This window comes from Salmonella sp. A7, from assembly GCF_020181675.1.
GTDB lineage: Bacteria > Pseudomonadota > Gammaproteobacteria > Enterobacterales > Enterobacteriaceae > Salmonella > Salmonella enterica.
The window spans coordinates 3131962-3154113 of the sequence record NZ_CP084001.1 but is presented as its reverse complement, the minus strand read 5'-3'; the positions used below and the strand labels follow the sequence as shown (position 1 = coordinate 3154113).

16 protein-coding genes and 7 tRNA genes are annotated in these 22152 nt (G+C 53.0%); 5 read left to right on the top strand and 18 right to left on the bottom strand.

All coding sequences use genetic code 11. From position 1 onward, the window contains the following. Positions 1–122 precede the first annotated feature (122 nt). From lnt to miaB, 5 genes are all read right to left on the bottom strand, one after another. A complete protein-coding gene (gene lnt / locus LCS67_RS15515) occupies positions 123–1661 on the bottom strand; it encodes an apolipoprotein N-acyltransferase (protein ID WP_024151552.1) in 1539 nt (512 codons plus the stop codon). A 19-nt stretch (positions 1662–1680) separates the two neighbouring features. Continuing rightward, complete coding sequence (gene corC / locus LCS67_RS15510; RefSeq protein WP_001278615.1) at positions 1681–2559, bottom strand: CNNM family magnesium/cobalt transport protein CorC; 879 nt, start codon at positions 2557–2559, stop codon at positions 1681–1683. A gap of 157 nt (positions 2560–2716) precedes the next feature. Continuing rightward, positions 2717–3190, bottom strand: a complete 474-nt coding sequence (gene ybeY, locus LCS67_RS15505; protein WP_000084477.1) for an rRNA maturation RNase YbeY — start codon at positions 3188–3190, stop codon at positions 2717–2719. Next, positions 3187–4233, bottom strand: coding sequence for a PhoH family protein (locus LCS67_RS15500; protein WP_001018045.1), 1047 nt, complete (start codon positions 4231–4233; stop codon positions 3187–3189). The genes ybeY and LCS67_RS15500 overlap by 4 nt, the downstream gene beginning before the upstream one ends. A gap of 204 nt (positions 4234–4437) precedes the next feature. Beyond that, the gene (gene miaB, locus LCS67_RS15495) at positions 4438–5862 is read right to left on the bottom strand and encodes a tRNA (N6-isopentenyl adenosine(37)-C2)-methylthiotransferase MiaB (RefSeq protein WP_001519200.1); all 1425 of its coding nucleotides are present in this window, start codon (positions 5860–5862) and stop codon (positions 4438–4440) included. A gap of 143 nt (positions 5863–6005) precedes the next feature. Between miaB and ubiF the strand changes: the two genes are divergently transcribed. Continuing rightward, the gene (ubiF, locus tag LCS67_RS15490) at positions 6006–7181 is read left to right on the top strand and encodes a 3-demethoxyubiquinol 3-hydroxylase (RefSeq protein WP_023262949.1); all 1176 of its coding nucleotides are present in this window, start codon (positions 6006–6008) and stop codon (positions 7179–7181) included. A gap of 132 nt (positions 7182–7313) precedes the next feature. Here the strand turns inward: ubiF and LCS67_RS15485 are convergent. From LCS67_RS15485 to nagB, 12 genes are all read right to left on the bottom strand, one after another. Beyond that, positions 7314–7388 (bottom strand) — tRNA-Gln (locus tag LCS67_RS15485). Between the two features lie 43 nt (positions 7389–7431). Beyond that, positions 7432–7506: transfer RNA gene (locus tag LCS67_RS15480), tRNA-Gln, on the bottom strand. Positions 7507–7552: 46 nt separating this feature from the next. Continuing rightward, positions 7553–7629 (bottom strand) — tRNA-Met (locus tag LCS67_RS15475). A 15-nt stretch (positions 7630–7644) separates the two neighbouring features. Beyond that, positions 7645–7719 (bottom strand) — tRNA-Gln (locus LCS67_RS15470). Positions 7720–7754: 35 nt separating this feature from the next. Then, positions 7755–7829 (bottom strand) — tRNA-Gln (locus LCS67_RS15465). 23 nt (positions 7830–7852) lie between these two features. Then, positions 7853–7937: transfer RNA gene (locus tag LCS67_RS15460), tRNA-Leu, on the bottom strand. Between the two features lie 8 nt (positions 7938–7945). Continuing rightward, positions 7946–8022 (bottom strand) — tRNA-Met (locus LCS67_RS15455). A gap of 222 nt (positions 8023–8244) precedes the next feature. Beyond that, on the bottom strand, positions 8245–9909 hold the full coding sequence (gene asnB / locus LCS67_RS15450; protein WP_000337032.1) for an asparagine synthase B: 1665 nt from the start codon (positions 9907–9909) through the stop codon (positions 8245–8247). A 289-nt stretch (positions 9910–10198) separates the two neighbouring features. Further along, a complete protein-coding gene (gene nagD, locus LCS67_RS15445) occupies positions 10199–10951 on the bottom strand; it encodes a ribonucleotide monophosphatase NagD (protein WP_000153143.1) in 753 nt (250 codons plus the stop codon). A gap of 46 nt (positions 10952–10997) precedes the next feature. Then, a complete protein-coding gene (gene nagC / locus LCS67_RS15440) occupies positions 10998–12218 on the bottom strand; it encodes a DNA-binding transcriptional regulator NagC (RefSeq protein ID WP_000187579.1) in 1221 nt (406 codons plus the stop codon). 4 nt (positions 12219–12222) lie between these two features. After that, positions 12223–13377: an N-acetylglucosamine-6-phosphate deacetylase gene (nagA, locus tag LCS67_RS15435; protein ID WP_000271186.1), complete on the bottom strand. Its 1155-nt coding sequence runs from the start codon at positions 13375–13377 to the stop codon at positions 12223–12225. Positions 13378–13436: 59 nt separating this feature from the next. Then, positions 13437–14237 (bottom strand): glucosamine-6-phosphate deaminase, encoded by an 801-nt coding sequence (nagB, locus tag LCS67_RS15430; protein WP_001237059.1) that lies wholly within the window; start codon positions 14235–14237, stop codon positions 13437–13439. A 326-nt stretch (positions 14238–14563) separates the two neighbouring features. Here nagB and nagE point away from each other — a divergent pair, with 326 nt between their 5' ends. The 4 genes from nagE to chiQ all read left to right on the top strand — a co-directional run bounded on the left by nagE (position 14564) and on the right by chiQ (position 20782). Continuing rightward, positions 14564–16516 carry a PTS N-acetyl glucosamine transporter subunit IIABC gene (gene nagE, locus LCS67_RS15425; protein WP_023262936.1) on the top strand — a complete coding sequence of 651 codons (1953 nt, stop codon included), beginning with the start codon at positions 14564–14566 and terminating at the stop codon, positions 16514–16516. A 210-nt stretch (positions 16517–16726) separates the two neighbouring features. Next, on the top strand, positions 16727–18394 hold the full coding sequence (gene glnS, locus LCS67_RS15420) for a glutamine--tRNA ligase (RefSeq protein WP_001287186.1): 1668 nt from the start codon (positions 16727–16729) through the stop codon (positions 18392–18394). Positions 18395–18993: 599 nt separating this feature from the next. Next, a complete protein-coding gene (chiP, locus tag LCS67_RS15415) occupies positions 18994–20400 on the top strand; it encodes a chitoporin ChiP (protein ID WP_001258803.1) in 1407 nt (468 codons plus the stop codon). A gap of 49 nt (positions 20401–20449) precedes the next feature. Then, entirely contained in the window at positions 20450–20782 is a 333-nt protein-coding gene (chiQ, locus tag LCS67_RS15410; protein ID WP_000722260.1) for a ChiQ/YbfN family lipoprotein, read from the top strand. A gap of 48 nt (positions 20783–20830) precedes the next feature. Here chiQ and tcuC read toward each other — a convergent pair whose 3' ends face one another. Beyond that, on the bottom strand, positions 20831–22135 hold the full coding sequence (gene tcuC, locus LCS67_RS15405; RefSeq protein WP_000057014.1) for a tricarballylate/proton symporter TcuC: 1305 nt from the start codon (positions 22133–22135) through the stop codon (positions 20831–20833). Between the last annotated feature and the right edge of the window lie 17 nt (positions 22136–22152).

Here is a 22152-nt window from a genome sequence, read left to right as displayed (position 1 = left end):
AGGTTGCACAAACAGCCAGAACAGGTTTGCCATGTTTAACAAAGCAATAGACGTGCCAGAATGGGGGAAAAAGGAGGATTTTCAGGCCGGATAAATGAAGCGCTATCCGGCCTGGGGAGATATTATTTCCGTCGTTGTCGCAGACTCATCACTACCGCGCCAAAAGCAAACAGCGCGGTCAGTACCCATAGCGGGCAGTTGCCGGTACGAGCATAGGGAGTTAACCCCGTGGTTGGCGTGACGTGGGTGGTCAGCACCTGGCGTGTGAACTGCGGAATCATCGCCTGGATTTCGCCCTGCGGGCCAATCACCGCCGTAATACCGTTATTAGTACTGCGCAGTAACGGACGCGCCAGCTCCAGCGAACGCATCCGCGCCATCTGGAAATGTTGCCACGGGCCAATGGACTTACCAAACCAGGCGTCGTTAGAAATCGTCAGCAGATAGTCGGTGTCCGGGCGGAAGTTATCCCGCACCTGTTCGCCAAGAATAATTTCATAACAGATTGCCGCCGTCAGCTTATAGTCGTGCGCATGTAACTGCGGCTGGATATAAGGGCCGCGGCTAAAGGAGGACATGGGCAGATCGAAGAACGGCGCCAGCGGACGCAGGATAGACTCCAGCGGAACGAACTCGCCAAAGGGCACAAGGTGATTTTTATTGTAGCGATTGGGCGAATCATAACTGTATGGATTATCTTTGCCCAACGTAATAATCGTATTGTAGGTGTCGTATCGATTCTGTTTATTGAGACGCGCATCGACAATACCGGTGATCAGCGTGCTATTTTTTTCGCGTAACATCTCGTCCAGCGAACGAAGGAAAGGCTGCTGATTGATTTCGAGATCCGGAATCGCCGACTCAGGCCAGATAATAATCTGTGATTTGCCTAACTCTGGGCGAGTTTCGTTGAGATAAATTTTTAGTGTATTCAGTAGCTGGTTTTCGTCCCACTTCAGCGACTGCGGGATATCGCCCTGCACCAGCGATACCTGGGTCGCTTTGGCCGGTTCCAGCGTAAACCACTGGATATAACGTAGCGGAAAGGGCAAAGCAAACAGAATCACGGCGACAGCCAGCGGACGCCAGTTCCGCGTCGCCAGTGCCAGCGCTAACAGGCCGCTGATCATCATCAGCAGAAAGTTGATCGCTTCGACGCCCATTACCGGCGCCAGGCCTTTTAGCGGGCCGTCGACCTGACTATAGCCAAATTGCAGCCAGGGGAAGCCGGTCAGCACCCAGCCGCGTAAAAATTCGGTGATTTGCCATATTGCAGGCGCGGCGATAGCGACGCGCAGCCAGTTGGTTTTTGGCCACAGGCGCGACAAAATCCCGGCAAACAGTCCGGTATACAGCGAGAGATAAGCTGCAAGCAGCACCACCAGAAAAACGTTAACCGGGACCGGCATGCCGCCAAACTGCGCGATACTGACATAAACCCAGTTAATCCCGCTACCGAAAAGTCCGAGTCCCCAGCAATAGCCGATGGCGGCAGACTGGAGCGGGCGGCGATTAAACGTTAAGGCCTGCAGCCCGATAAGCGACACTATCGCTGCGGGCCAGACGTCATACGGAGAGAAAGCCAGTGTTCCGCAGGCGCCGAATAATAACGCCAGCAGCAGGCGAATACGCTGGCGTTCAATTAACGAGGCAAATGCCATTTTTAGTCCACTATTGCTGTTATTCGTCCAGTTTTGGCTGGGGCGAGTCATCCGGGATCCTGACATGCACCTGAATAATACGACGACTATCGGCCATCGCCACTTTGAACTGGTAACCATCAATGTCAATGGTTTCGCCGCGGGCCGGTAAATGGCCGAACGCCTGCATCACCAGCCCGCCGATGGTATCGACTTCTTCATCGCTGAAGTGGGTGCCGAAAGCGTCATTGAAGTCTTCAATCGACGCCAGCGCGCGAATCGTCCAAGTATGGCGGCTAAGCTGACGGAAGTCAATATCGTCTTCTTCGTCATACTCATCTTCAATTTCACCGACAATCAGTTCGAGGATGTCTTCGATAGTCACAAGGCCGGAAACGCCGCCAAACTCATCAATCACGATCGCCATATGGTAGCGCTGGGAGCGGAATTCCTTGAGCATACGGTCAACCCGTTTACTTTCCGGTACGACAACCGCGGTGCGTAACACTTTGTCCATGCTGAAGGCTTCGGCATCGCTGCGCATAAACGGCAGCAAATCTTTGGCCATCAGAATCCCTTCAATGTGATCTTTATCTTCGCTGATCACCGGAAAACGCGAGTGGGCGGACTCGATGATAACATCGAGACATTCGTCCAGCGTCTGGTTGCGTTTCAGGGTAATCATCTGGGAGCGCGGGATCATAATATCGCGAACGCGCTGGTCGGCGATGTCCATTACGCCTTCGAGCATATCGCGCGTATCTTCATCGATAAGCTCGTTCTGCCCGGAATCACGGATCAGCGCCAGCAACTCATCACGGTTTTTAGGTTCACCGTGGAAAAGCTGGCTGAGTAGCAGGGAAAAAAATCCCTTTTTACTGTTTACTGTGTCACTACTGTGTGAATTGTCGTCGCTCATGGCGTCGTATGGGTTCTCATGTTAGTTAATACAAAGCTCGTCATGCGCATACTCAGCTGTGACGGCATGTTTTGCCTGATGGCGCTACGCTTATCAGGGCTACAAAAGGCATGAATGTAGGCCGGATAAGGCGCAAGCGCCGCCATCCGGCAAGCTACTATTCTGCAATCTTCTCGGCAATGTACGGATCCTCATAGCCCATAGCAAGCATAATCTCCGTTTCGAGAGACTCCATCTCTTCCGCTTCGTCATCGTCGATATGATCGTAACCCAGCAAATGCAGGCTACCGTGCACGACCATGTGCGCCCAGTGCGCCTCCAGCGGCTTGCTCTGTTCCTGCGCTTCCTGCTCCACGACCTGACGGCAAATAATCAGATCGCCCAGTAGCGGCATTTCAATGCCGGGGGGCGCTTCAAACGGGAAGGAGAGAACATTAGTGGGTTTATCTTTCCCGCGGTACGTTAAATTAAGGTCGTGGCTTTCGGCCTCATCCACCAGACGGATTGTGACTTCCGCCTCTTCCTGAAACTGCGGAATAACGCCGTCCAGCCAGCGTTGAAACTGAGCTTCATCCGGCAGGCCCGCGTGGTTTTCACAGGCCAACTGTAAATCGAGGATCACCTGGCTCATTTCTGCTCCTGCTCCTGGGCTTCACGCTTACGCTCTGCCGCCAACGCCGCTTTGCGTTTTTGTTCTGCCTCTTCCCAGGCTTCATAGGCGTTAACAATGCGGGCAACGACAGGATGGCGCACCACGTCTTCGCTGTGGAAGAAGTTAAAGCTGATTTCATCGACTTCCGCCAGCACTTCAATGGCATGACGTAAGCCGGATTTGGTGTTGCGTGGCAGGTCAATTTGCGTCACGTCGCCGGTGATCACCGCTTTCGAGTTAAAGCCGATACGCGTCAGGAACATCTTCATCTGTTCGATAGTGGTGTTCTGGCTTTCATCCAGAATGATAAAGGCGTCGTTTAATGTGCGTCCGCGCATATAGGCCAGCGGCGCGACTTCAATTACATTGCGTTCAATCAGCTTCTCGACTTTTTCAAAGCCGAGCATTTCGAACAACGCGTCATACAGCGGACGCAGGTACGGGTCCACTTTCTGACTTAAATCGCCTGGCAGAAAGCCCAGTTTTTCGCCTGCTTCCACCGCCGGACGGGTCAGCAGAATACGGCGAATCTCCTGGCGCTCCAGGGCGTCTACCGCAGCGGCGACCGCAAGATAAGTTTTACCGGTACCCGCCGGGCCGACGCCAAAGGTAATATCGTGATCGAGAATATTGGCGATGTACTGCGCCTGGTTCGGGGTCCGCGGTTTAATCACGCCGCGCTTGGTTTTGATATTAATCGCTTTGCCATAGTCAGGCACGCTTTCCGCGCTCTGTTCCAGCACCCGCGCTTCTTTGATCGCCAGATGAATTTGTTCCGGTTCGATATCCTGAGTCTGGCCGCGCATCGGTGCGGTATCGACATACAGACTTCGCAAAATATCTGTCGCCGCGGTCACGCAAATCGGACGACCGGTCAGTTTAAAGTGATTGTCACGGCGGTTGATTTCAATACCGAGACGACGTTCGAGCTGTTTAATATTGTCATCAAACGGCCCGCAAAGGCTCAACAGACGGGCGTTGTCTGCGGGCTCAAGGGTAATTTCGCGAGTGTCTATATTCAAACTGTTCCTCTTGTGTCTGTATCGCCGGACGCTGAACATTTACCGGCATCTAAGGAAATTATTCACGCCATAGGGAAAAGGCGCAAGCATTGCAATGAAGATGGGGGTGGAGATAGAAAATTGCAAGGCCCGTCGGGCGACAGGCCATGACCAGGAAGCCCGACAGGCGTAGCGCCATCGGGCATTATTGCCTTTCCAGCAGGATTAAGGCTGGTAGAATCCTACCCCCAGCTCATTTTCTTTACGGGTACGGGCAATGACGGACTCCGGCGTTTCGGCGACGCGCAGACCCATTTCATCTTCGGTACGCACCACTTTTCCGCGCAGCGAGTTCGGATAGACGTCAGTAATTTCCACATCGACAAACTTACCAATCATCTCCGGCGTGCCTTCAAAGTTCACCACCCGATTGTTTTCGGTACGGCCAGATAGTTCCATAATGTTTTTACGTGACGTGCCTTCCACCAGAATGCGCTGTGTCGTGCCGAGCATACGGCGGCTCCATGCCATCGCCTGCTGATTGATACGCTCTTGCAGAATATACAGACGCTGCTTTTTCTCTTCTTCCGGTACGTCATCAACCATATCGGCAGCCGGCGTTCCCGGACGCGCAGAGAAGATAAAGCTGTAGCTCATATCAAAGTTGACGTCAGCGATAAGCTTCATGGTTTTTTCGAAATCATCGGTAGTTTCGCCAGGGAAACCGACGATAAAGTCAGAGCTTATCTGAATGTCCGGCCGCGCCGCGCGCAGTTTACGGATGATTGCTTTATATTCCAGCGCAGTGTGGGTGCGCCCCATCAGATTCAACACGCGATCGGAACCGCTCTGTACCGGCAGATGCAGGAAACTGACCAGTTCCGGCGTATCGCGATATACCTCGATAATATCGTCGGTGAACTCAATCGGATGGCTGGTGGTAAAGCGAATACGGTCAATGCCGTCGATGGCGGCAACCAGACGCAGCAGATCGGCAAAGGTGCCGGTGGTGCCGTCGTAGTTTTCTCCGCGCCAGGCGTTAACGTTCTGGCCCAGCAGGTTGACCTCACGCACGCCCTGCGCCGCTAACTGGGCGATTTCGAACAGGATATCGTCTGAGGGACGGCTGACTTCTTCACCGCGGGTATACGGCACCACGCAGTAAGTACAATATTTATTGCAGCCTTCCATGATAGAAACGAAAGCGGTCGGGCCTTCTGCGCGCGGCTCCGGCAAACGATCGAACTTCTCGATTTCCGGGAAGCTGATATCGACCACCGGGCTGCGGTCGCCACGCACGGAGTTAATCATCTCCGGCAGGCGGTGTAAGGTTTGCGGGCCAAAAATAATGTCGACGTAATGGGCGCGTTGACGAATGTGCTCGCCTTCCTGGGAAGCCACGCAGCCGCCGACGCCGATAATCAGATCGGGATTTTTCTCTTTTAACAGTCTCCAGCGACCTAATTGATGGAAGACTTTTTCCTGAGCCTTCTCGCGGATTGAGCAGGTATTCAACAGCAGCACATCCGCCTCTTCCGCCACGTCGGTCAGTTGATAGCCGTGGGTGGCGTCCAGCAGATCGGCCATCTTCGATGAATCGTACTCGTTCATCTGACAGCCCCAGGTTTTAATATGGAGTTTTTTAGTCATCGACTTGCTCTTGCGAAATAGTGGCTGAAAAGCAGGGCGCATAGTGTAATGCTTTGGCGCGGTTGTGACCAGTATGACTGACGTCAGCCCTAATGGGTAAAAAATCCTGTAAACTTGTCTAAAACGTAACAGGATGAATGACCATGACAAATCAACCAACGGAAATTGCCATTGTCGGCGGGGGAATGGTCGGCGGCGCGCTGGCGCTGGGTCTGGCGCAGCAAGGGTTTACGGTGATGGTAATAGATCATGCCGCGCCTGCGCCGTTTGTGGCTAACAGCCAGCCTGACGTGCGGATTTCGGCCATTAGCGCGGCATCCGTGGCGCTGCTCAAGGGACTGGGCGTTTGGGAGGCGGTGCAGGGGATGCGTAGCCATCCTTATCGGCGACTGGAGACCTGGGAGTGGGAAAACGCCCATGTGGTGTTCGACGCCGCTGAACTCAAGCTGCCGCTGTTAGGCTATATGGTGGAGAACAATGTCCTGCAACAGGCGCTATGGCAGGCGCTGGAAGCGCACCCCGGCGTGACGCTGCGCGTTCCGGCTTCACTGTCGGCATTGCACCGCCGCCACGATGGTTATGCGCTGGAACTGGCCGACGGCGAATGGGTAACGCCGAAGTTAGTGATTGGCGCCGACGGCGCGAATTCGCAGGTTCGGCAAATGGCGGGAATTGGCATTCATGCCTGGCAATATGCGCAGTCGTGTATGCTTATCACCGTCAAGTGTGAAAATGCGCCAGGCGACAGCACCTGGCAGCAGTTTACGCCGACGGGGCCGCGCGCCTTTTTGCCGCTGTTCGACGATTGGGCGTCGCTGGTGTGGTATGACGCTCCGGCACGTATTCGCCAGCTACAGAGTTTATCGATGACGCAATTGCAGGTGGAAATTAACCAGCATTTTCCGGCGCGTCTGGGGGCGGTGATGCCGGTCGCGGCGGGCGCGTTTCCGCTAACCCGTCGTCACGCGTTGCAGTATGTACAACCGGGGCTGGCGCTGGTAGGCGACGCGGCGCATACCATTCATCCGCTGGCCGGGCAGGGCGTCAACCTGGGGTATCGGGATGTTGATGCGTTGATTGATGTGCTGGCGAGTGCCCGTAGCTATGGCGAGTCCTGGGTCAGCCATTCGGTGTTGAAACGCTATCAGACGCGGCGCATGGCAGATAATTTTATGATGCAAAGTGGAATGGATCTGTTTTATGCCGGGTTCAGCAATGAATTGCCGCCGCTGCGTATTTTACGCAATATGGGGCTGATGGCGGCGCAGCGCGCAGGCGTGCTAAAACGTCAGGCGCTGAAGTATGCGTTGGGGTTGTAGTTTGTGTTATGCCGGGTGGCGGCAATACCTTACCCGGCCTGTATTCGCCCGTAGGCCTGATAAGCGTAGCGCCATCAGGCAGTCCGAATTACCAGAAAAGCAAAAAGCTCGCCGAAGCGAGCTTTTTAAAGGTGGCTGGGGTACGAGGATTCGAACCTCGGAATGCCGGAATCAGAATCCGGTGCCTTACCGCTTGGCGATACCCCAATTGTCGTACTTCTTGCGCTCATTAGCAGAGCGTCTTTAAAACTGGCTGGGGTACGAGGATTCGAACCTCGGAATGCCGGAATCAGAATCCGGTGCCTTACCGCTTGGCGATACCCCAACAAATTATTTTCGAACCGGTCGAATACCTCGACGCGTTCTGAATATGGTGGCTACGACGGGATTCGAACCTGTGACCCCATCATTATGAGTGATGTGCTCTAACCAACTGAGCTACGTAGCCAGATGATTTCTTCGATGGCTGGGGTACCTGGATTCGAACCAGGGAATGCCGGTATCAAAAACCGGTGCCTTACCGCTTGGCGATACCCCAATACCGTCGCGGTGAACCGCAAACTCGAAGAAATATGGCTGGGGTACCTGGATTCGAACCAGGGAATGCCGGTATCAAAAACCGGTGCCTTACCGCTTGGCGATACCCCATCCGTACAACGCTTATCGGTGAATGGTGCGGGAGGCGAGACTTGAACTCGCACACCTTGCGGCGCCAGAACCTAAATCTGGTGCGTCTACCAATTTCGCCACTCCCGCAAAAAAGATGGTGGCTACGACGGGATTCGAACCTGTGACCCCATCATTATGAGTGATGTGCTCTAACCAACTGAGCTACGTAGCCATCTTTTTTTCGCGTTACCTTATCGGCGTTGCGGGGCGCATTATGCGTATTGAGCCTTGAAGCGTCAACCTCTTTTTCATCGAAAAACGTCGGAAAGTGTCTGTTTGGTTAGGTTGCGAACAGCGTGGCGCAATATTCGGCAATTATTGGTTATTAATCGTTTTTCCGAAAGTGGTTTGCTATAAAAAAAGAGCCCCTAAGGGCTCTTTCGTCATCGTTAATTTACTGGTACGCCGACTGATGCACGCCGACCGCGCGGCCTGATGGGTCATCCATCGTTTTGAATGCTTCATCCCACTCAATGGCTTTGGCGGAAGAACAGGCGACGGACGGGCCGCCGGGTACGCATTCCGCCGCGCTTGGCACCGGGAACAGCTCTTCAAAAATTTCCCGGTACAAGTACGCTTCTTTAGACGACGGCGTGTTGTATGGAAAGCGGAAGCGGGCGGTTTCCAGTTGTTGATCGGAAATCTGTTTCGCCGCCACCTCTTTCAGCGTATCAATCCAGCTGTAGCCTACGCCGTCAGAGAACTGCTCTTTCTGACGCCACGCGACGCTTGCTGGCAGATAAGACTCGAAGCACTCGCGCAGCACGTGTTTTTCCATCTTGCCGTTGCCGCACATTTTATCCTGTGGGTTGATACGCATCGCCACGTCGAGGAATTTTTTATCCAGGAACGGTACGCGCGCTTCCACGCCCCAGGCGGACATCGCTTTGTTGGCGCGGGCGCAGTCATACATATGCAGCGCCTGTAGCTTACGGACCGTCTCTTCATGTAACTCTTTGGCGTTCGGCGCTTTATGGAAGTACAGGTAGCCGCCAAACACCTCATCGGAGCCTTCGCCGGAGAGCACCATTTTGATGCCCATCGCTTTGATCTTACGCGACATCAGATACATCGGCGTTGAGGCGCGGATAGTGGTCACGTCATAGGTTTCGATGTGGTAGATAACATCACGAATGGCATCAAGGCCTTCCTGCACGGTGAAGTGAATTTCATGATGCACGGTGCCGAGGTGGTTAGCCACTTCCTGGGCCGCCTTCAGGTCAGGCGAACCTTCCAGACCGACCGCAAAAGAGTGCAACTGTGGCCACCAGGCTTCGGAGCGCTCCTGATCTTCGACGCGACGGGCGGCGAATTTTTTGGTGATAGCCGAGATAATCGACGAGTCCAGACCGCCGGAGAGCAGCACGCCGTAAGGGACGTCGGACATCAGGTGGCTTTTCACGGATTCTTCCAGCGCCTGGCGCAGCGCGTTTTTGTCGGTAACGTTGTCTTTTACCGCATCGTAATCGAACCAGTCGCGCTGATAGTACTGACGAATTTCGCCGTCTTTGCTCCACAGGTAGCTGCCCGCCGGGAACTCTTTAATGGTGCGGCAGACCGGGGTCAGCGCTTTCATTTCTGACGCTACGTAGAAGTTGCCGAATTCGTCATAGCCCATGTAGAGCGGAATAATACCGATATGGTCACGACCAATCAGATAAGCGTCTTTTTCGCTGTCATACAGGGCGAAGGCGAACATCCCCTGTAAATCGTCAAGGAAATCCGGCCCTTTTTCCTGATATAGCGCGAGGATAACTTCGCAGTCGGAGCCTGTCTGGAACGCGTAACGATCGCCATACTCCGCGCGTAACGTCTGATGGTTATAAATTTCACCGTTCACCGCCAGCACGTGGGTTTTTCTGGCGTTATACAGGGGCTGGGCGCCGGCGTTAACATCAACAATCGACAAGCGTTCATGTGCGAGAATCGCGTTATCGCAAGCGTAGATGCCGGACCAGTCCGGGCCGCGATGGCGCATCAGGCGTGACAGTTCAAGGGCTTTTTTACGCAGTTCCGCTGCATCTGTTTTGATATCGAATACGCCGAAAATAGAACACATAGCCTTCTCCGTTAATCTGTTGCGTCGTACTTTTTGTGTTTGCTTGACTAAAAAATGCCGCAAAGGCGTGGAAGGCGCAAGGGGATTACGGTCTGAAAAATGAAAAATGCAATCGTCATTGTTGATTAGTGAAAAATGATTACGTATTGCGTGGATTTATTGATGGATCTTCAGTTTTATCGTGGTTTAATTGAATTATGTTTTTCCTGATGGCGTTTCGCTTATCAGACCTACAATGTTGTTCGAACCGTAGGCCTGAAAGCGGCGCGTCATCAGGCAGGGGACAGGTTTAGATAACGTCGATCTCAGCGACGGAAGGGTAAATCCAGCTTGGGCGGAACGGCATACTGTCAATATCATTGATTGTTGATACGCCTGAAAGCACCAGAATGGTCTCCAGACCGGCCTGGAATCCCGCCAGAATGTCGGTGCGCAGGTTGTCGCCGACGATAACGGTCTCTTCCGAGTGCGCCTGCATTTTGTTTAACGCCGCGCGGATGATCCACGGGCTGGGTTTGCCGACATAAAACGGCTTCCGGCCGGAAATTTTTTCAATGCCTGCGCACAGCGCGCCGCAGGCCGGATAAAAGCCGCGACCGTGGGTATCCGGATTGGTGGCGATAAAGCGCGCGCCATTGGCGACGAAAAATGCCGCTTTATGCATCATGTCCCAGTTGTAGGAGCGGGTTTCTCCAACGATGACAAAATCAGGGTTCACATCGGTAATGGTAAAACCCGCTTTATAGAGCTCGTGAATAAGCGCGCCTTCGCCCACGACATACGCTTTCTTACCTTCCTGACGGCGCAGAAAATCGGCTGTCGCCATTGCTGAAGTATAAAACACGCTGTCCGGCACGTTAACGCCAGCGGTAGCAAAACGGTTCGCCAGATCCTGGCCGGTTTGCGACGGGTAATTGGTCAGCAGCACCAGCGGCAGACCTTTTTCCAGAATCCCCGTCAGAAATTCCGCCGCACCGGGTACGGCTACGTTGTCGTGCATCAGCACGCCGTCGATATCGCAGATTACATTCTTGATGGTCATGAACTACCCAGGGAATTTGTGAATAATCCGATACTATAAGAGCGCATCAACTTTCCAGCAAACGTTGCAGCAATGTTCCGTTGAGCATGGCGCGTTTAACTAAGGCAAATGCGCCGATAGCAGAACGGTGATCCAGCGTGGAGCGTACCACCGGCAAATTTTTGCGAAATGCCTTTAACGCCTGCGTATTGATACAGCTTTCGATAGCGGGCAACAGGACTTTATCGGCTTCAATGATCTCGCCGGCAATGACGATTTTTTGCGGATTAAACAGGTTGATAGCAATGGCGATCGTTTTGCCCAAATGGCGACCAACATGCTCAATGACTTCCGAGGCCAGGCTGTCGCCCCGGTTTGCCGCCTTACAGATGGTTTTAATCGTGCAGTCGTCAAGCGGAACACGGCTTTGATACCCTTGTTTAAGTAAATTCAGCACCCGTTGTTCAATCGCCACATTGGCGGCAATGGTTTCCAGACAGCCGAAATTACCGCAGTGGCAGCGCTCGCCCAACGGCTCCACCTGAATGTGCCCAATTTCGCCGACGTTGCCGTTACGGCCAATGAAGATGCGCCCGTTGGAGATAATCCCGGCGCCTGTACCACGATGGACGCGCACCAGAATCGAGTCCTCGCAATCCTGACTGGCGCCGAAGTAGTGTTCCGCCAGCGCCAGGCTACGAATATCGTGTCCCACGAAACAGGTAACGTGAAACCGTTTTTCCAGCGCTTCGACCAGTCCCCAGTTTTCAACCTGAATGTGCGGCATGTAACGAATCACGCCGCTTTCCGGATCGACAAGCCCTGGCAGGATCACCGAGATAGCGATCAATTCACGAATTTTACGCTGACAGCTATCAATAAAGACGGCGATGGTGTTGAGCAGCGCATGTTCCAGCGTCTCCTGAGTGCGCTCCGGTAGCGGATAATGCTCCTCAGCGACCACTTTACTGCTCAGATCGTAGAGCGTTAAAGTGGTGTCATGACGCCCCAGGCGAACGCCAATGGCATGGAAGTTACGGGTTTCCGTGACGATAGAGATAGCGCGGCGGCCTCCGGTAGAGGCCTGCTGATCGACTTCTTTGATCAGCCCGCGTTCAATGAGTTGACGCGTAATTTTCGTTACGCTGGCGGGAGCAAGCTGGCTTTGCTCGGCAATTTGTATGCGCGAGATAGGACCATGCTGGTCAATCAGGCGGTAAACGGCCGCGCTGTTAAGCTGTTTTACGAGATCAACGTTACCTATCTGAGCTTGTCCGCCTGGTGTCATATTCTCACTTACTCAAGTCAACGACCTCGTCACCATTAACGATGGTCTTGATAATTTTAAAATCGTGGGTGAACGCGGTCAGGTTGGCGACTTTACCCGGCGCAATGCTACCGAGATGTTTATCAACGCCGATAGCGCGTGCCGGATAGAGCGTTGCCATGCGCAGCACTTCATCCAGCGCGATGCCGCAATGCGCGACCAGGTTACGTACGCCTTCAATCATGGTTAAGGACGAACCGCTCAACGTACCGTTTTCATCCACACACAGTCCATTGCGGTAGTATATTGTTTTACCTGCGAAAATGAACTGCTCAATATTGGCCCCCGCCGGTGCGGTGGCGTCTGTCACCAGACAAAGTTTGTCGCCTTTCAGGCGTTTGGCATTGCGAATGTTGGCGTAGTCGACATGCAGACCATCGGCGATAACGCCGCAATAAATATCCGCTTCGTCCAGAACGGCGCCAGCAAGGCCCGGCTCACGCCCTGTAATGTACGGCATCGCGTTAAACAGGTGAGTCGCAAAGGTAATCCCGGCGCGGAAGCCCGCTTTTGCCTCTTTTAACGTCGCGTTGGAGTGGCCTGCGGAAACCACAATGCCCGCATTCGCCAGTTTAGCGATTACGTCAGCAGGCACCATTTCCGGCGCGAGTGTAACTTTGGTGATGACGTCGGCATTATCGCACAAGAAATCGACCAGCGCAGCGTCTGGTTTACGCACGAAATCAGGATTATGGGTGCCTTTTTTTACCAGATTAAGCCAGGGGCCTTCCAGGTGGAGACCCAGCGCCTGGTGCGGATGTTTTTCCAGGTATTCGCGCATGACGCGAATACCCTGTTTCATCAATTCGTCGCTGGTAGTGATAAGCGTTGGCAGAAAGTTAGTACAGCCCGATTTTTCATTGGCTTTCTGCATAATTTCCAGCGTTTCAACGCTGACGGCTTCTGCGGTATCGTTAAACTGCACGCCGCCGCAGCCGTTTAACTGCACATCAATAAAACCGGGGGAGAGAATGGCCCCATTCAATGAGCGTTGTTCTATTCCCGGCGGCAGTTCGGCCATCGGACAAACGCGGTCAATCAGGCCATTAGCGACAACAAGCGCATGGTCATCAAGAATTTCGTGACCGGTAAAGATCCGGCCCTGGGTTAAAGCATACATTCTGACCCCCGATATCAAAAATTTACCGCCCCGCATTGACTGGCGGGGCGGAGACAACATTACAGACCTTTAATATTTTCTGCTTCTAATTCATTGAAATATTTCAATGTTTTAACTTTAAGTTCCATTGTGGACGGCTCATCGCATACCACAACCGCTTTCGGATGGAGTTGCAGGCAGCTAATAGTCCACATGTGGTTGACGTTGCCTTCAACCGCCGCCTGCAGCGCCTGGGCTTTCTGATGGCCCAGCACCAGAATCATCACTTCTTCCGCATCCAGCAGCGTGCCCACGCCTACCGTCAGCGCGTATTTCGGCACCTGGTTTACGTCGCCGTCAAAGAAGCGGGAGTTCGCTACGCGAGTATCATGGGTTAACGTTTTGATACGGGTACGGGAAGCCAGGGAAGACGCCGGTTCGTTAAAGGCGATGTGACCGTCGTTGCCGACGCCGCCCATAAACAGATGGATTTTACCGTAAGAACGAATTTTTTCTTCATATTGACGGCATTCTGCATCGATATCCGGTGCGTTACCGTTGAGAAGATTGATGTTTTCTGCTGGAATATCAACGTGATCGAAAAAGTTACGATGCATAAAGCTGTGGTAGCTTTCCGGGTGCTCTTTCGGCAGGCCAACATATTCGTCCATATTAAAGGTGACCACATGCTTAAAGCTGACCTCGCCCGCTTTGTGCATCTCAACCAGCGCTTTGTACGCCGTTAGCGGCGTGCCGCCGGTAGGCAGTCCAAGGACAAACGGACGATCGGCGGTCGGTTTGAACGCATTAATACGGTTAACGATATGGCGAGCGGCCCATTTGCCAACCTGTTCTGCGGTACTCAGGGGGATCAGTCTCATTCTTCACCTCAATAATCAATGTCAAAATTTGGCGGATCGTATTAAGCGTAACCTGGATATCCAGGGTTCGTGTTCAATCCGTCCTGATTTTTTGAATCATAAAATAAGTTTTCCGTGTTAGCCAGTGGATGGTGGGGGTGATTACGATATTTAGTGATTATAATCACAAAAAACACCCGTTTAATTTGCGAGGCGAATTAATTTTCCACACACTCTGCAGAAGATGATCTCACCGTTCGATTACAGAACATCACGTTTTTAACGTTTGCAGCACAATAAAAAACGGCTTCAAAGAAGCCATATCGGCGTCTCGTAGGGGGAATAAGATGAATGTTTTAGGTTTTTTCCAGCGGCTGGGTAGGGCGTTGCAGCTCCCTATCGCCGTGTTGCCGGTGGCAGCGTTGTTGCTGCGATTCGGCCAACCAGATTTGCTGAATATGCCGTTTATCGCGCAAGCGGGCGGGTCTATTTTCGATAACCTGGCGCTGGTTTTCGCTATCGGCGTGGCATCCAGTTGGTCTAAAGATAGCGCGGGCGCGGCAGCGCTGGCGGGAGCCGTGGGTTACTTCGTCATGACCAAAGCGATGGTGACGATTAACCCGGAAATCAACATGGGCGTGCTGGCGGGGATTATTACCGGTCTGGTCGGCGGCGCGGTTTATAATCGCTGGTCTGGTATCAAACTGCCTGATTTTCTCAGTTTCTTCGGTGGAAAACGTTTTGTGCCGATCGCAACGGGCTTTTTCTGTCTGGTGCTGGCCGCTATTTTCGGTTACGTCTGGCCGCCGGTACAGCATGGCATCCATGCGGGCGGTGAATGGATCGTTTCCGCAGGCGCGCTGGGTTCCGGTATCTTTGGCTTCATCAACCGTCTGCTGATCCCAACCGGTCTGCATCAGGTACTGAACACCATCGCCTGGTTCCAGATTGGCGAATTCACCAATGCCGCAGGCACTGTATTCCACGGCGACATCAACCGCTTCTATGCTGGCGACGGCACGGCGGGGATGTTTATGTCCGGCTTCTTCCCGATCATGATGTTTGGTCTGCCGGGCGCCGCTCTGGCGATGTATTTCGCCGCGCCGAAAGAACGTCGTCCGATGGTGGGCGGTATGCTGCTGTCTGTCGCGATCACCGCGTTTCTGACCGGCGTAACCGAGCCGCTGGAATTCCTGTTTATGTTCCTGGCGCCGCTGCTGTACCTCCTGCACGCCATTTTGACCGGTATCAGCCTGTTCGTCGCGACGTTGCTGGGTATCCATGCGGGCTTCTCTTTCTCGGCAGGCGCGATCGACTATGTTCTGATGTATAACCTGCCAGCGGCCAGCAATAACGTCTGGATGTTGCTGGTGATGGGCGTTGTATTCTTTATCATCTACTTCCTGCTGTTCAGCGCGGTTATTCGTATGTTTAACCTGAAAACGCCGGGCCGCGAAGATAAAGTTGATGAGATGGTAACGGAAGAAGCCAACAGCAACACCGAAGAAGGGTTAACGCAACTGGCGACCAGCTATATTGCTGCGGTTGGCGGTACGGACAACCTGAAAGCGATCGATGCGTGTATTACCCGTCTGCGCCTGACCGTGAATGACTCTGCTCGTGTCAACGATGCGGCCTGCAAACGCCTCGGCGCTTCCGGCGTGGTGAAACTGAACAAACAGACCATTCAGGTTATTGTCGGCGCGAAAGCGGAATCGATTGGCGATGAAATGAAGAAAGTGGTGGCGCGGGGGCCGGTCGCGGCAGCGTCTGCTGATGCGGCTCACGTTGCAACACCTGCTCCGGCGGCCAAACCCCAGGCGGTGCCGAATGCGGTGACTATCGCTGAACTAGTCTCTCCGATTACCGGTGAGGTAGTGGCGCTGGATCAGGTACCGGATGAAGCTTTCGCCAGCAAAGCGGTCGGCGACGGCGTAGCAGTGAAACCCACCGATAAAACCGTGGTTTCTCCGGCCGCGGGTACTATCGTGAAAATCTTCAACACTAACCACGCGTTCTGTCTGGAAACCGAAAAAGGCGCGGAGATCGTTGTCCATATGGGTATCGATACCGTCGCGCTGAACGGTCAGGGCTTCAAGCGTCTGGTAGAAGAGGGTGCGGAAGTCACGGCGGGTCAGCCGGTTCTGGAACTGGATCTGGACTTCCTGAATGCCAATGCGCGTTCCATGATAAGCCCGGTTGTTTGTAGCAACAGCGATGACTTCAGCGCTCTGGTCATCAAAGCGGATGGTCACGTGGTAGCGGGTCAAACGCCACTGTACGAGATCAAGAGCAAATAATCGCTTCCTGGCCGGATAAGGCGTAAGACGTCATCCGGCGATATCACAGAAAACATAAGCGGCAGAGGGGAACCTTCGCCGCTTTTTTTTACCGCAATTAGCCCCAATATTTTCTGCAAAGCCACTTTTTAAGTAACTAAAGGTTGTCAGTCTGTCCGGCTTATAAGATCATATGCCGTTATACGTTGTTTACGCTTTGAGGAATCCACGATGAGTGAGGCTGAAGCCCGCCCGACTAACTTTATTCGTCAGATTATTGATGAAGATCTGGCGAGTGGTAAACATACCACTGTCCATACCCGTTTTCCGCCGGAGCCGAATGGCTATCTGCACATCGGCCACGCGAAATCTATCTGCCTGAACTTTGGCATCGCGCAAGATTATCAGGGCCAGTGCAACCTGCGTTTCGATGACACCAACCCGGTAAAAGAAGATATCGAGTACGTTGATTCGATCAAAAACGACGTCGAGTGGTTAGGCTTTCACTGGTCTGGCGATATTCGCTACTCCTCCGATTACTTTGACCAACTGCACGCCTATGCGGTCGAGCTGATCAATAAAGGCCTGGCCTACGTTGATGAGCTGACGCCGGAGCAGATCCGCGAATACCGCGGTACGCTGACCGCGCCGGGTAAAAACAGCCCGTTCCGCGATCGCAGCGTGGAAGAAAACCTCGCGCTATTTGAAAAAATGCGTACCGGCGGTTTTGAAGAGGGTAAAGCCTGTCTGCGCGCTAAAATCGACATGGCGTCGCCGTTTATCGTGATGCGCGATCCGGTGCTGTATCGCATTAAATTCGCCGAGCATCATCAGACCGGCACGAAGTGGTGCATCTACCCGATGTACGACTTTACTCACTGCATCAGCGATGCGCTGGAAGGTATTACTCATTCTCTGTGTACGCTGGAGTTCCAGGACAACCGTCGTCTGTACGACTGGGTACTGGACAACATCACCATTCCGGTTCACCCGCGCCAGTACGAATTCTCGCGGCTGAATCTGGAATACACCGTGATGTCCAAGCGTAAGCTGAACCTGCTGGTGACCGACAAACACGTCGAAGGTTGGGACGATCCGCGTATGCCGACTATTTCCGGTCTGCGCCGTCGCGGCTATACCGCGGCTTCTATTCGTGAGTTCTGCAAACGCATCGGCGTCACCAAGCAGGACAACACCATTGAGATGGCGTCGCTGGAATCCTGCATTCGCGAAGATCTGAACGAAAACGCGCCGCGCGCAATGGCGGTAATCGATCCGGTAAAACTGGTTATCGAAAACTACCCGCAGGGTGAGAGCGAAATGGTTACCATGCCTAACCATCCGAATAAACCGGAGATGGGCAGCCGTGAAGTGCCGTTTAGCGGTGAGATCTGGATCGATCGCGCAGATTTCCGCGAAGAAGCGAACAAGCAGTACAAGCGTCTGGTGATGGGCAAAGAAGTGCGTCTGCGTAATGCCTACGTCATTAAAGCGGAGCGCGTAGAGAAGGATGCCGAAGGGAATATCACCACCATCTTCTGTACCTATGATGCCGATACGCTGAGTAAAGATCCGGCTGACGGGCGTAAAGTGAAAGGCGTAATCCACTGGGTTAGCGCAGCACATGCGCTGCCGATTGAAATTCGTCTCTACGACCGTCTGTTCAGCGTGCCGAATCCAGGCGCCGCGGAGGACTTCCTGTCCGTTATCAACCCCGAATCATTAGTGATTAAGCAGGGTTATGGCGAGCCGTCACTGAAAGCGGCGGTAGCAGGGAAAGCTTTCCAGTTTGAACGTGAAGGCTACTTCTGCCTCGACAGCCGCTATGCAACGGCCGATAAGCTGGTCTTTAACCGCACTGTGGGCCTGCGTGATACCTGGGCGAAAGCGGGCGAATAAGCACTGCGCCAACAGGCGAATGCTGTAAAAATACCTTGTCAACGCCGCGTTCTGCGGCGTTTTTTCTCTGCATTTCCAAGAGCCTATCCCATTAGGGCTATTTTACTTGCCATTTTGGACCTGGGCAGTGCTCAAAATCCTCACGTACTACGTGTACGCTCCGGTTTTTGCGCGCTGTCCGTGTCCAAACTGGCTGCGCCAATAACGCCTGGTGGGATAGGCTCTAAGTCGATTCTCTTTTTTGCGAGGCGAATTAATTATTCTCTGAAAATTATTGATCTGATAAATGATTATTAATCTAAATGTTATAAGCGTCAGGTCAACAGGAGACAATTATTTTCATGCCTATGGAAAACAAGTCAATTTTCTTTCTGGCGGTCTGCTTCCCCCACCAGCAGTTGAATGTAACAGAAAGCAATTAAATATGTGCGGTTGCTCATATTATTACATACTGGTTACAGAAAGAGATTGATAATTCGCATCGCGAAAAATAGTCTATTTAACGTAGTAAATGAGGTTTCTCAGCGCTACTTTTTATTTTTATTTTTTCGCTGTTCGCTTTTGTCGGCAGCAATTTATACGTCAAAGAGGATTAACTTATGCGTACGTTTAGTGGCAAACGTAGTACGCTGGCTCTGGCTATCGCCGGTATCACAGCAATGTCGGGGTGGATCGTTGTTCCGCAGGCGCAAGCCTCCGGCTTTTTCGACGACTCCACGTTAACGGGCGGCATCTATTATTGGCAGCGTGAACGCGATCGCAAAGATGTGACCGACGGCGACAAATATAAAACTAACCTTTCTCATGCGACCTGGAACGCTAACCTGGATTTTCAGTCTGGTTACGCTGCGGATATGTTCGGTCTGGATATCGCAGCGTTTACCGCGATTGAAATGGCAGAAAACGGCGACAGCGGTCATCCAAACGAAATTGCCTTCTCGAAAAAGAATAAAGGCTACGACGAAGACTATTCCGGCGATAAGAGTGGTATCAGTCTTTATAAAGCCGCCGCGAAATTTAAATATGGCCCGGTCTGGGCGCGCGCCGGTTATATTCAGCCTACCGGTCAGACGCTGTTAGCGCCGCACTGGAGTTTTATGCCAGGTACCTATCAGGGTGCGGAAGCCGGCGCCAGTTTTGACTATGGCGATGCGGGCGCGTTAAGTTTTTCCTACATGTGGACTAACGAATATAAAGCGCCGTGGCATACCGAAATGGATAAGTTTTATCAGGCGGATAAAAAAACCAATGTGGATTATCTCCACTCCATCGGCGCGAAGTACGACTTCAAAAATGATCTGGTGCTGGAAGCGGCGTTTGGTCAGTCCGAAGGCTATGTCGATCAATATTTCGCGAAGGCCAGCTATAAATTTGATTTAGGCGGCAATCCGTTCACCACCAGTTACCAGTTCTACGGCGCGCGCGACAAAGTAGACGATCGCAGCGTGAATGATATTTACGACGGTACGGCCTGGCTGCAGGCGTTGACCTTCGGCTACAAAGTCGCGGAAGTGGTTGACCTGCGTCTGGAAGGCACCTGGGTGAAAGCGGACGGTCAGCAGGGCTATTTTCTGCAACGTATGACGCCAACCTACGCCTCTTCAAACGGTCGTCTGGATATCTGGTGGGATAACCGCTCCGACTTTAACGCTAACGGTGAAAAGGCGGTTTTCTTCGGCGCGATGTATGACCTGAAAAACTGGAATCTGCCGGGCTGGGCTGTGGGCGCGTCTTATGTTTACGCCTGGGATGCTAAACCGGCAACCTGGCAAAGTAACCCGGATGCTTACTACGACAAAAACCGCACTATCGAAGAGTCCTCATACAGTCTGGATGCGGTTTATACCCTGCAGGAGGGGCGTGCCAAAGGCACCATGTTCAAACTGCACTTCACCGAATATGACAACCACTCCAATATTCCAAGCTGGGGCGGTGGTTACGGCAACATCTTCCAGGATGAGCGTGACGTGAAATTTATTGTTATTGCGCCATTCACTATTTTCTGATGTCAGATGCGGCAGGCTGCCGGTCTGCCGCGCTGTTGAGGAACGACCTATGAAAAAAATTTTACTCATCGCCAGCATGACCGCCGGTTTGACGGCCTGTGCGTCATCACCCGCGCCGGAAGAAGATAGCCGGCTGAAAGAGGCGTACAGCGCCTGTATCAATACCGCACAGGGCTCGCCTGAGAAGATAGAGGCCTGCCAAAGCGTACTGAATGTCCTTAAAAAAGAGCGCAAACATCAGCAATTTGCTAACGAAGAAAGTGTGCGGGTACTGGACTATCAGCAGTGCATTCAGGCGACGCGCACGGGTAACGATCAGGCGGTCAAGGCTGACTGCGATAAGGTCTGGCAGGAAATTCGCAGTCATAATAACGTGCAATAAAACCCTGCTTTGCCACCCACGGGCGAATGTTTTCCGCCCGTGGTTTTTTCAGGCTTTATTTTCTGCCGCGATATAGCCGCGACTCAGACGTACAAACAGCATCGCCGTCGCGGCAAGTCCACATAACGCCGCGCACATCAGCCACCAGCCGGGCGAGCTTTTATCGCCGGTTAACTTTACCAGCGCGGTAGAGATGGCCGGCGTCAGGCCGCCAAAAATCGCTGTCGCCAGGCTAAAGGCCAGTGAGAAACCAACGGTACGCACATAGACTGGCATCACTTCGGTTAACGCCGCGACCATTGCGCCGTTATACATGCCAAAAAAGAAAGAGAACCACAGCAGTACCAGCGTCATGCGGGTAAAGTCGGGCGCGGCGGTCAGCCACTGCATGACTGGCCAGGTGGTGATTAGCGCCAGCAACGTAATGCCCATTAACACGGCGCGACGGCCAATCCGGTCGGAAATCGCGCCGCCAATGGGTAACCAGATAAAATTGGACACCCCCACCAACATGGTAACGATCAAACTGTCCCGCGCGCTGAGATTAAGCACGGTTCTGCCATAGGTCGGCGTATAAACGGTGATAAAATAAAACGTTGTGGTGGTCATCGCCACCAGCAGCGTTCCGGCCGTAATAATGCGCCAGTTTTTGGCGATAGTTGCAAAAATTTCCCTGGTGTCGGGGCGATGCTTGCGTTGTAAAAACGCTTCTGTTTCTTGTAATGAACGACGTAAAACAAATATCAGCGGAATGATCATACAGCCGATAAAGAACGGAATTCGCCAGCCCCACTCCGATATCGCGTCGTGTCCCAGCGTGATATTCAGGCTATAACCAATCAACGCGGCGACAACAATCGCGACCTGCTGACTGGCGGATTGCCAACTGGTATAAAACCCTTTATTGCCTGGCGTTGCGATTTCGGACAGATAGACCGAGACGCCGCCTAACTCAACGCCCGCAGAAAATCCTTGTAATAACCGGCCCAACAGCACCAACGCAGGCGCTGCCAGGCCGATCGTTTGGTAGCCGGGGACGAGGGCGATGAGCAACGTACCGCAGCCCATAATCGCCAGCGTCACCATCAGCCCTTTACGACGTCCGATTCTGTCAATATAGGCGCCAAGCACAATCGCGCCGACGGGGCGCATTAAAAAACCGGAGCCAAAGACGGCAAAGGTCAACATTAATGAGGCAAATTCGCTTTCCGCCGGAAAAAACGTTCTGGCGATATAGGTGGCGTAAAATCCGAACAAGAAAAAATCAAACTGTTCAAGAAAATTGCCGCTTGTCACGCGCAGTATTGCGCCGAACGTGCCGGCGCGCGATGTTGCAGGTGTGTGTTGTGCCATAGGGTTTGCTCTCCACT

Excerpts from the sequence above, each read along its gene's own strand:
- lnt (WP_024151552.1), bottom strand. The coding sequence starts at position 1,661 with ATGGCATTTGCCTCGTTAATTGAACGCCAGCGTATTCGCCTGCTGCTG.
- corC (WP_001278615.1), bottom strand. The coding sequence starts at position 2,559 with ATGAGCGACGACAATTCACACAGTAGTGACACAGTAAACAGTAAAAAG.
- ybeY (WP_000084477.1), bottom strand. The coding sequence starts at position 3,190 with ATGAGCCAGGTGATCCTCGATTTACAGTTGGCCTGTGAAAACCACGCG.
- miaB (WP_001519200.1), bottom strand. The coding sequence starts at position 5,862 with ATGACTAAAAAACTCCATATTAAAACCTGGGGCTGTCAGATGAACGAG.
- ubiF (WP_023262949.1), top strand. The coding sequence starts at position 6,006 with ATGACAAATCAACCAACGGAAATTGCCATTGTCGGCGGGGGAATGGTC.
- asnB (WP_000337032.1), bottom strand. The coding sequence starts at position 9,909 with ATGTGTTCTATTTTCGGCGTATTCGATATCAAAACAGATGCAGCGGAA.
- nagD (WP_000153143.1), bottom strand. The coding sequence starts at position 10,951 with ATGACCATCAAGAATGTAATCTGCGATATCGACGGCGTGCTGATGCAC.
- nagC (WP_000187579.1), bottom strand. The coding sequence starts at position 12,218 with ATGACACCAGGCGGACAAGCTCAGATAGGTAACGTTGATCTCGTAAAA.
- nagA (WP_000271186.1), bottom strand. The coding sequence starts at position 13,377 with ATGTATGCTTTAACCCAGGGCCGGATCTTTACCGGTCACGAAATTCTT.
- nagB (WP_001237059.1), bottom strand. The coding sequence starts at position 14,237 with ATGAGACTGATCCCCCTGAGTACCGCAGAACAGGTTGGCAAATGGGCC.
- nagE (WP_023262936.1), top strand. The coding sequence starts at position 14,564 with ATGAATGTTTTAGGTTTTTTCCAGCGGCTGGGTAGGGCGTTGCAGCTC.
- glnS (WP_001287186.1), top strand. The coding sequence starts at position 16,727 with ATGAGTGAGGCTGAAGCCCGCCCGACTAACTTTATTCGTCAGATTATT.
- chiP (WP_001258803.1), top strand. The coding sequence starts at position 18,994 with ATGCGTACGTTTAGTGGCAAACGTAGTACGCTGGCTCTGGCTATCGCC.
- chiQ (WP_000722260.1), top strand. The coding sequence starts at position 20,450 with ATGAAAAAAATTTTACTCATCGCCAGCATGACCGCCGGTTTGACGGCC.
- tcuC (WP_000057014.1), bottom strand. The coding sequence starts at position 22,135 with ATGGCACAACACACACCTGCAACATCGCGCGCCGGCACGTTCGGCGCA.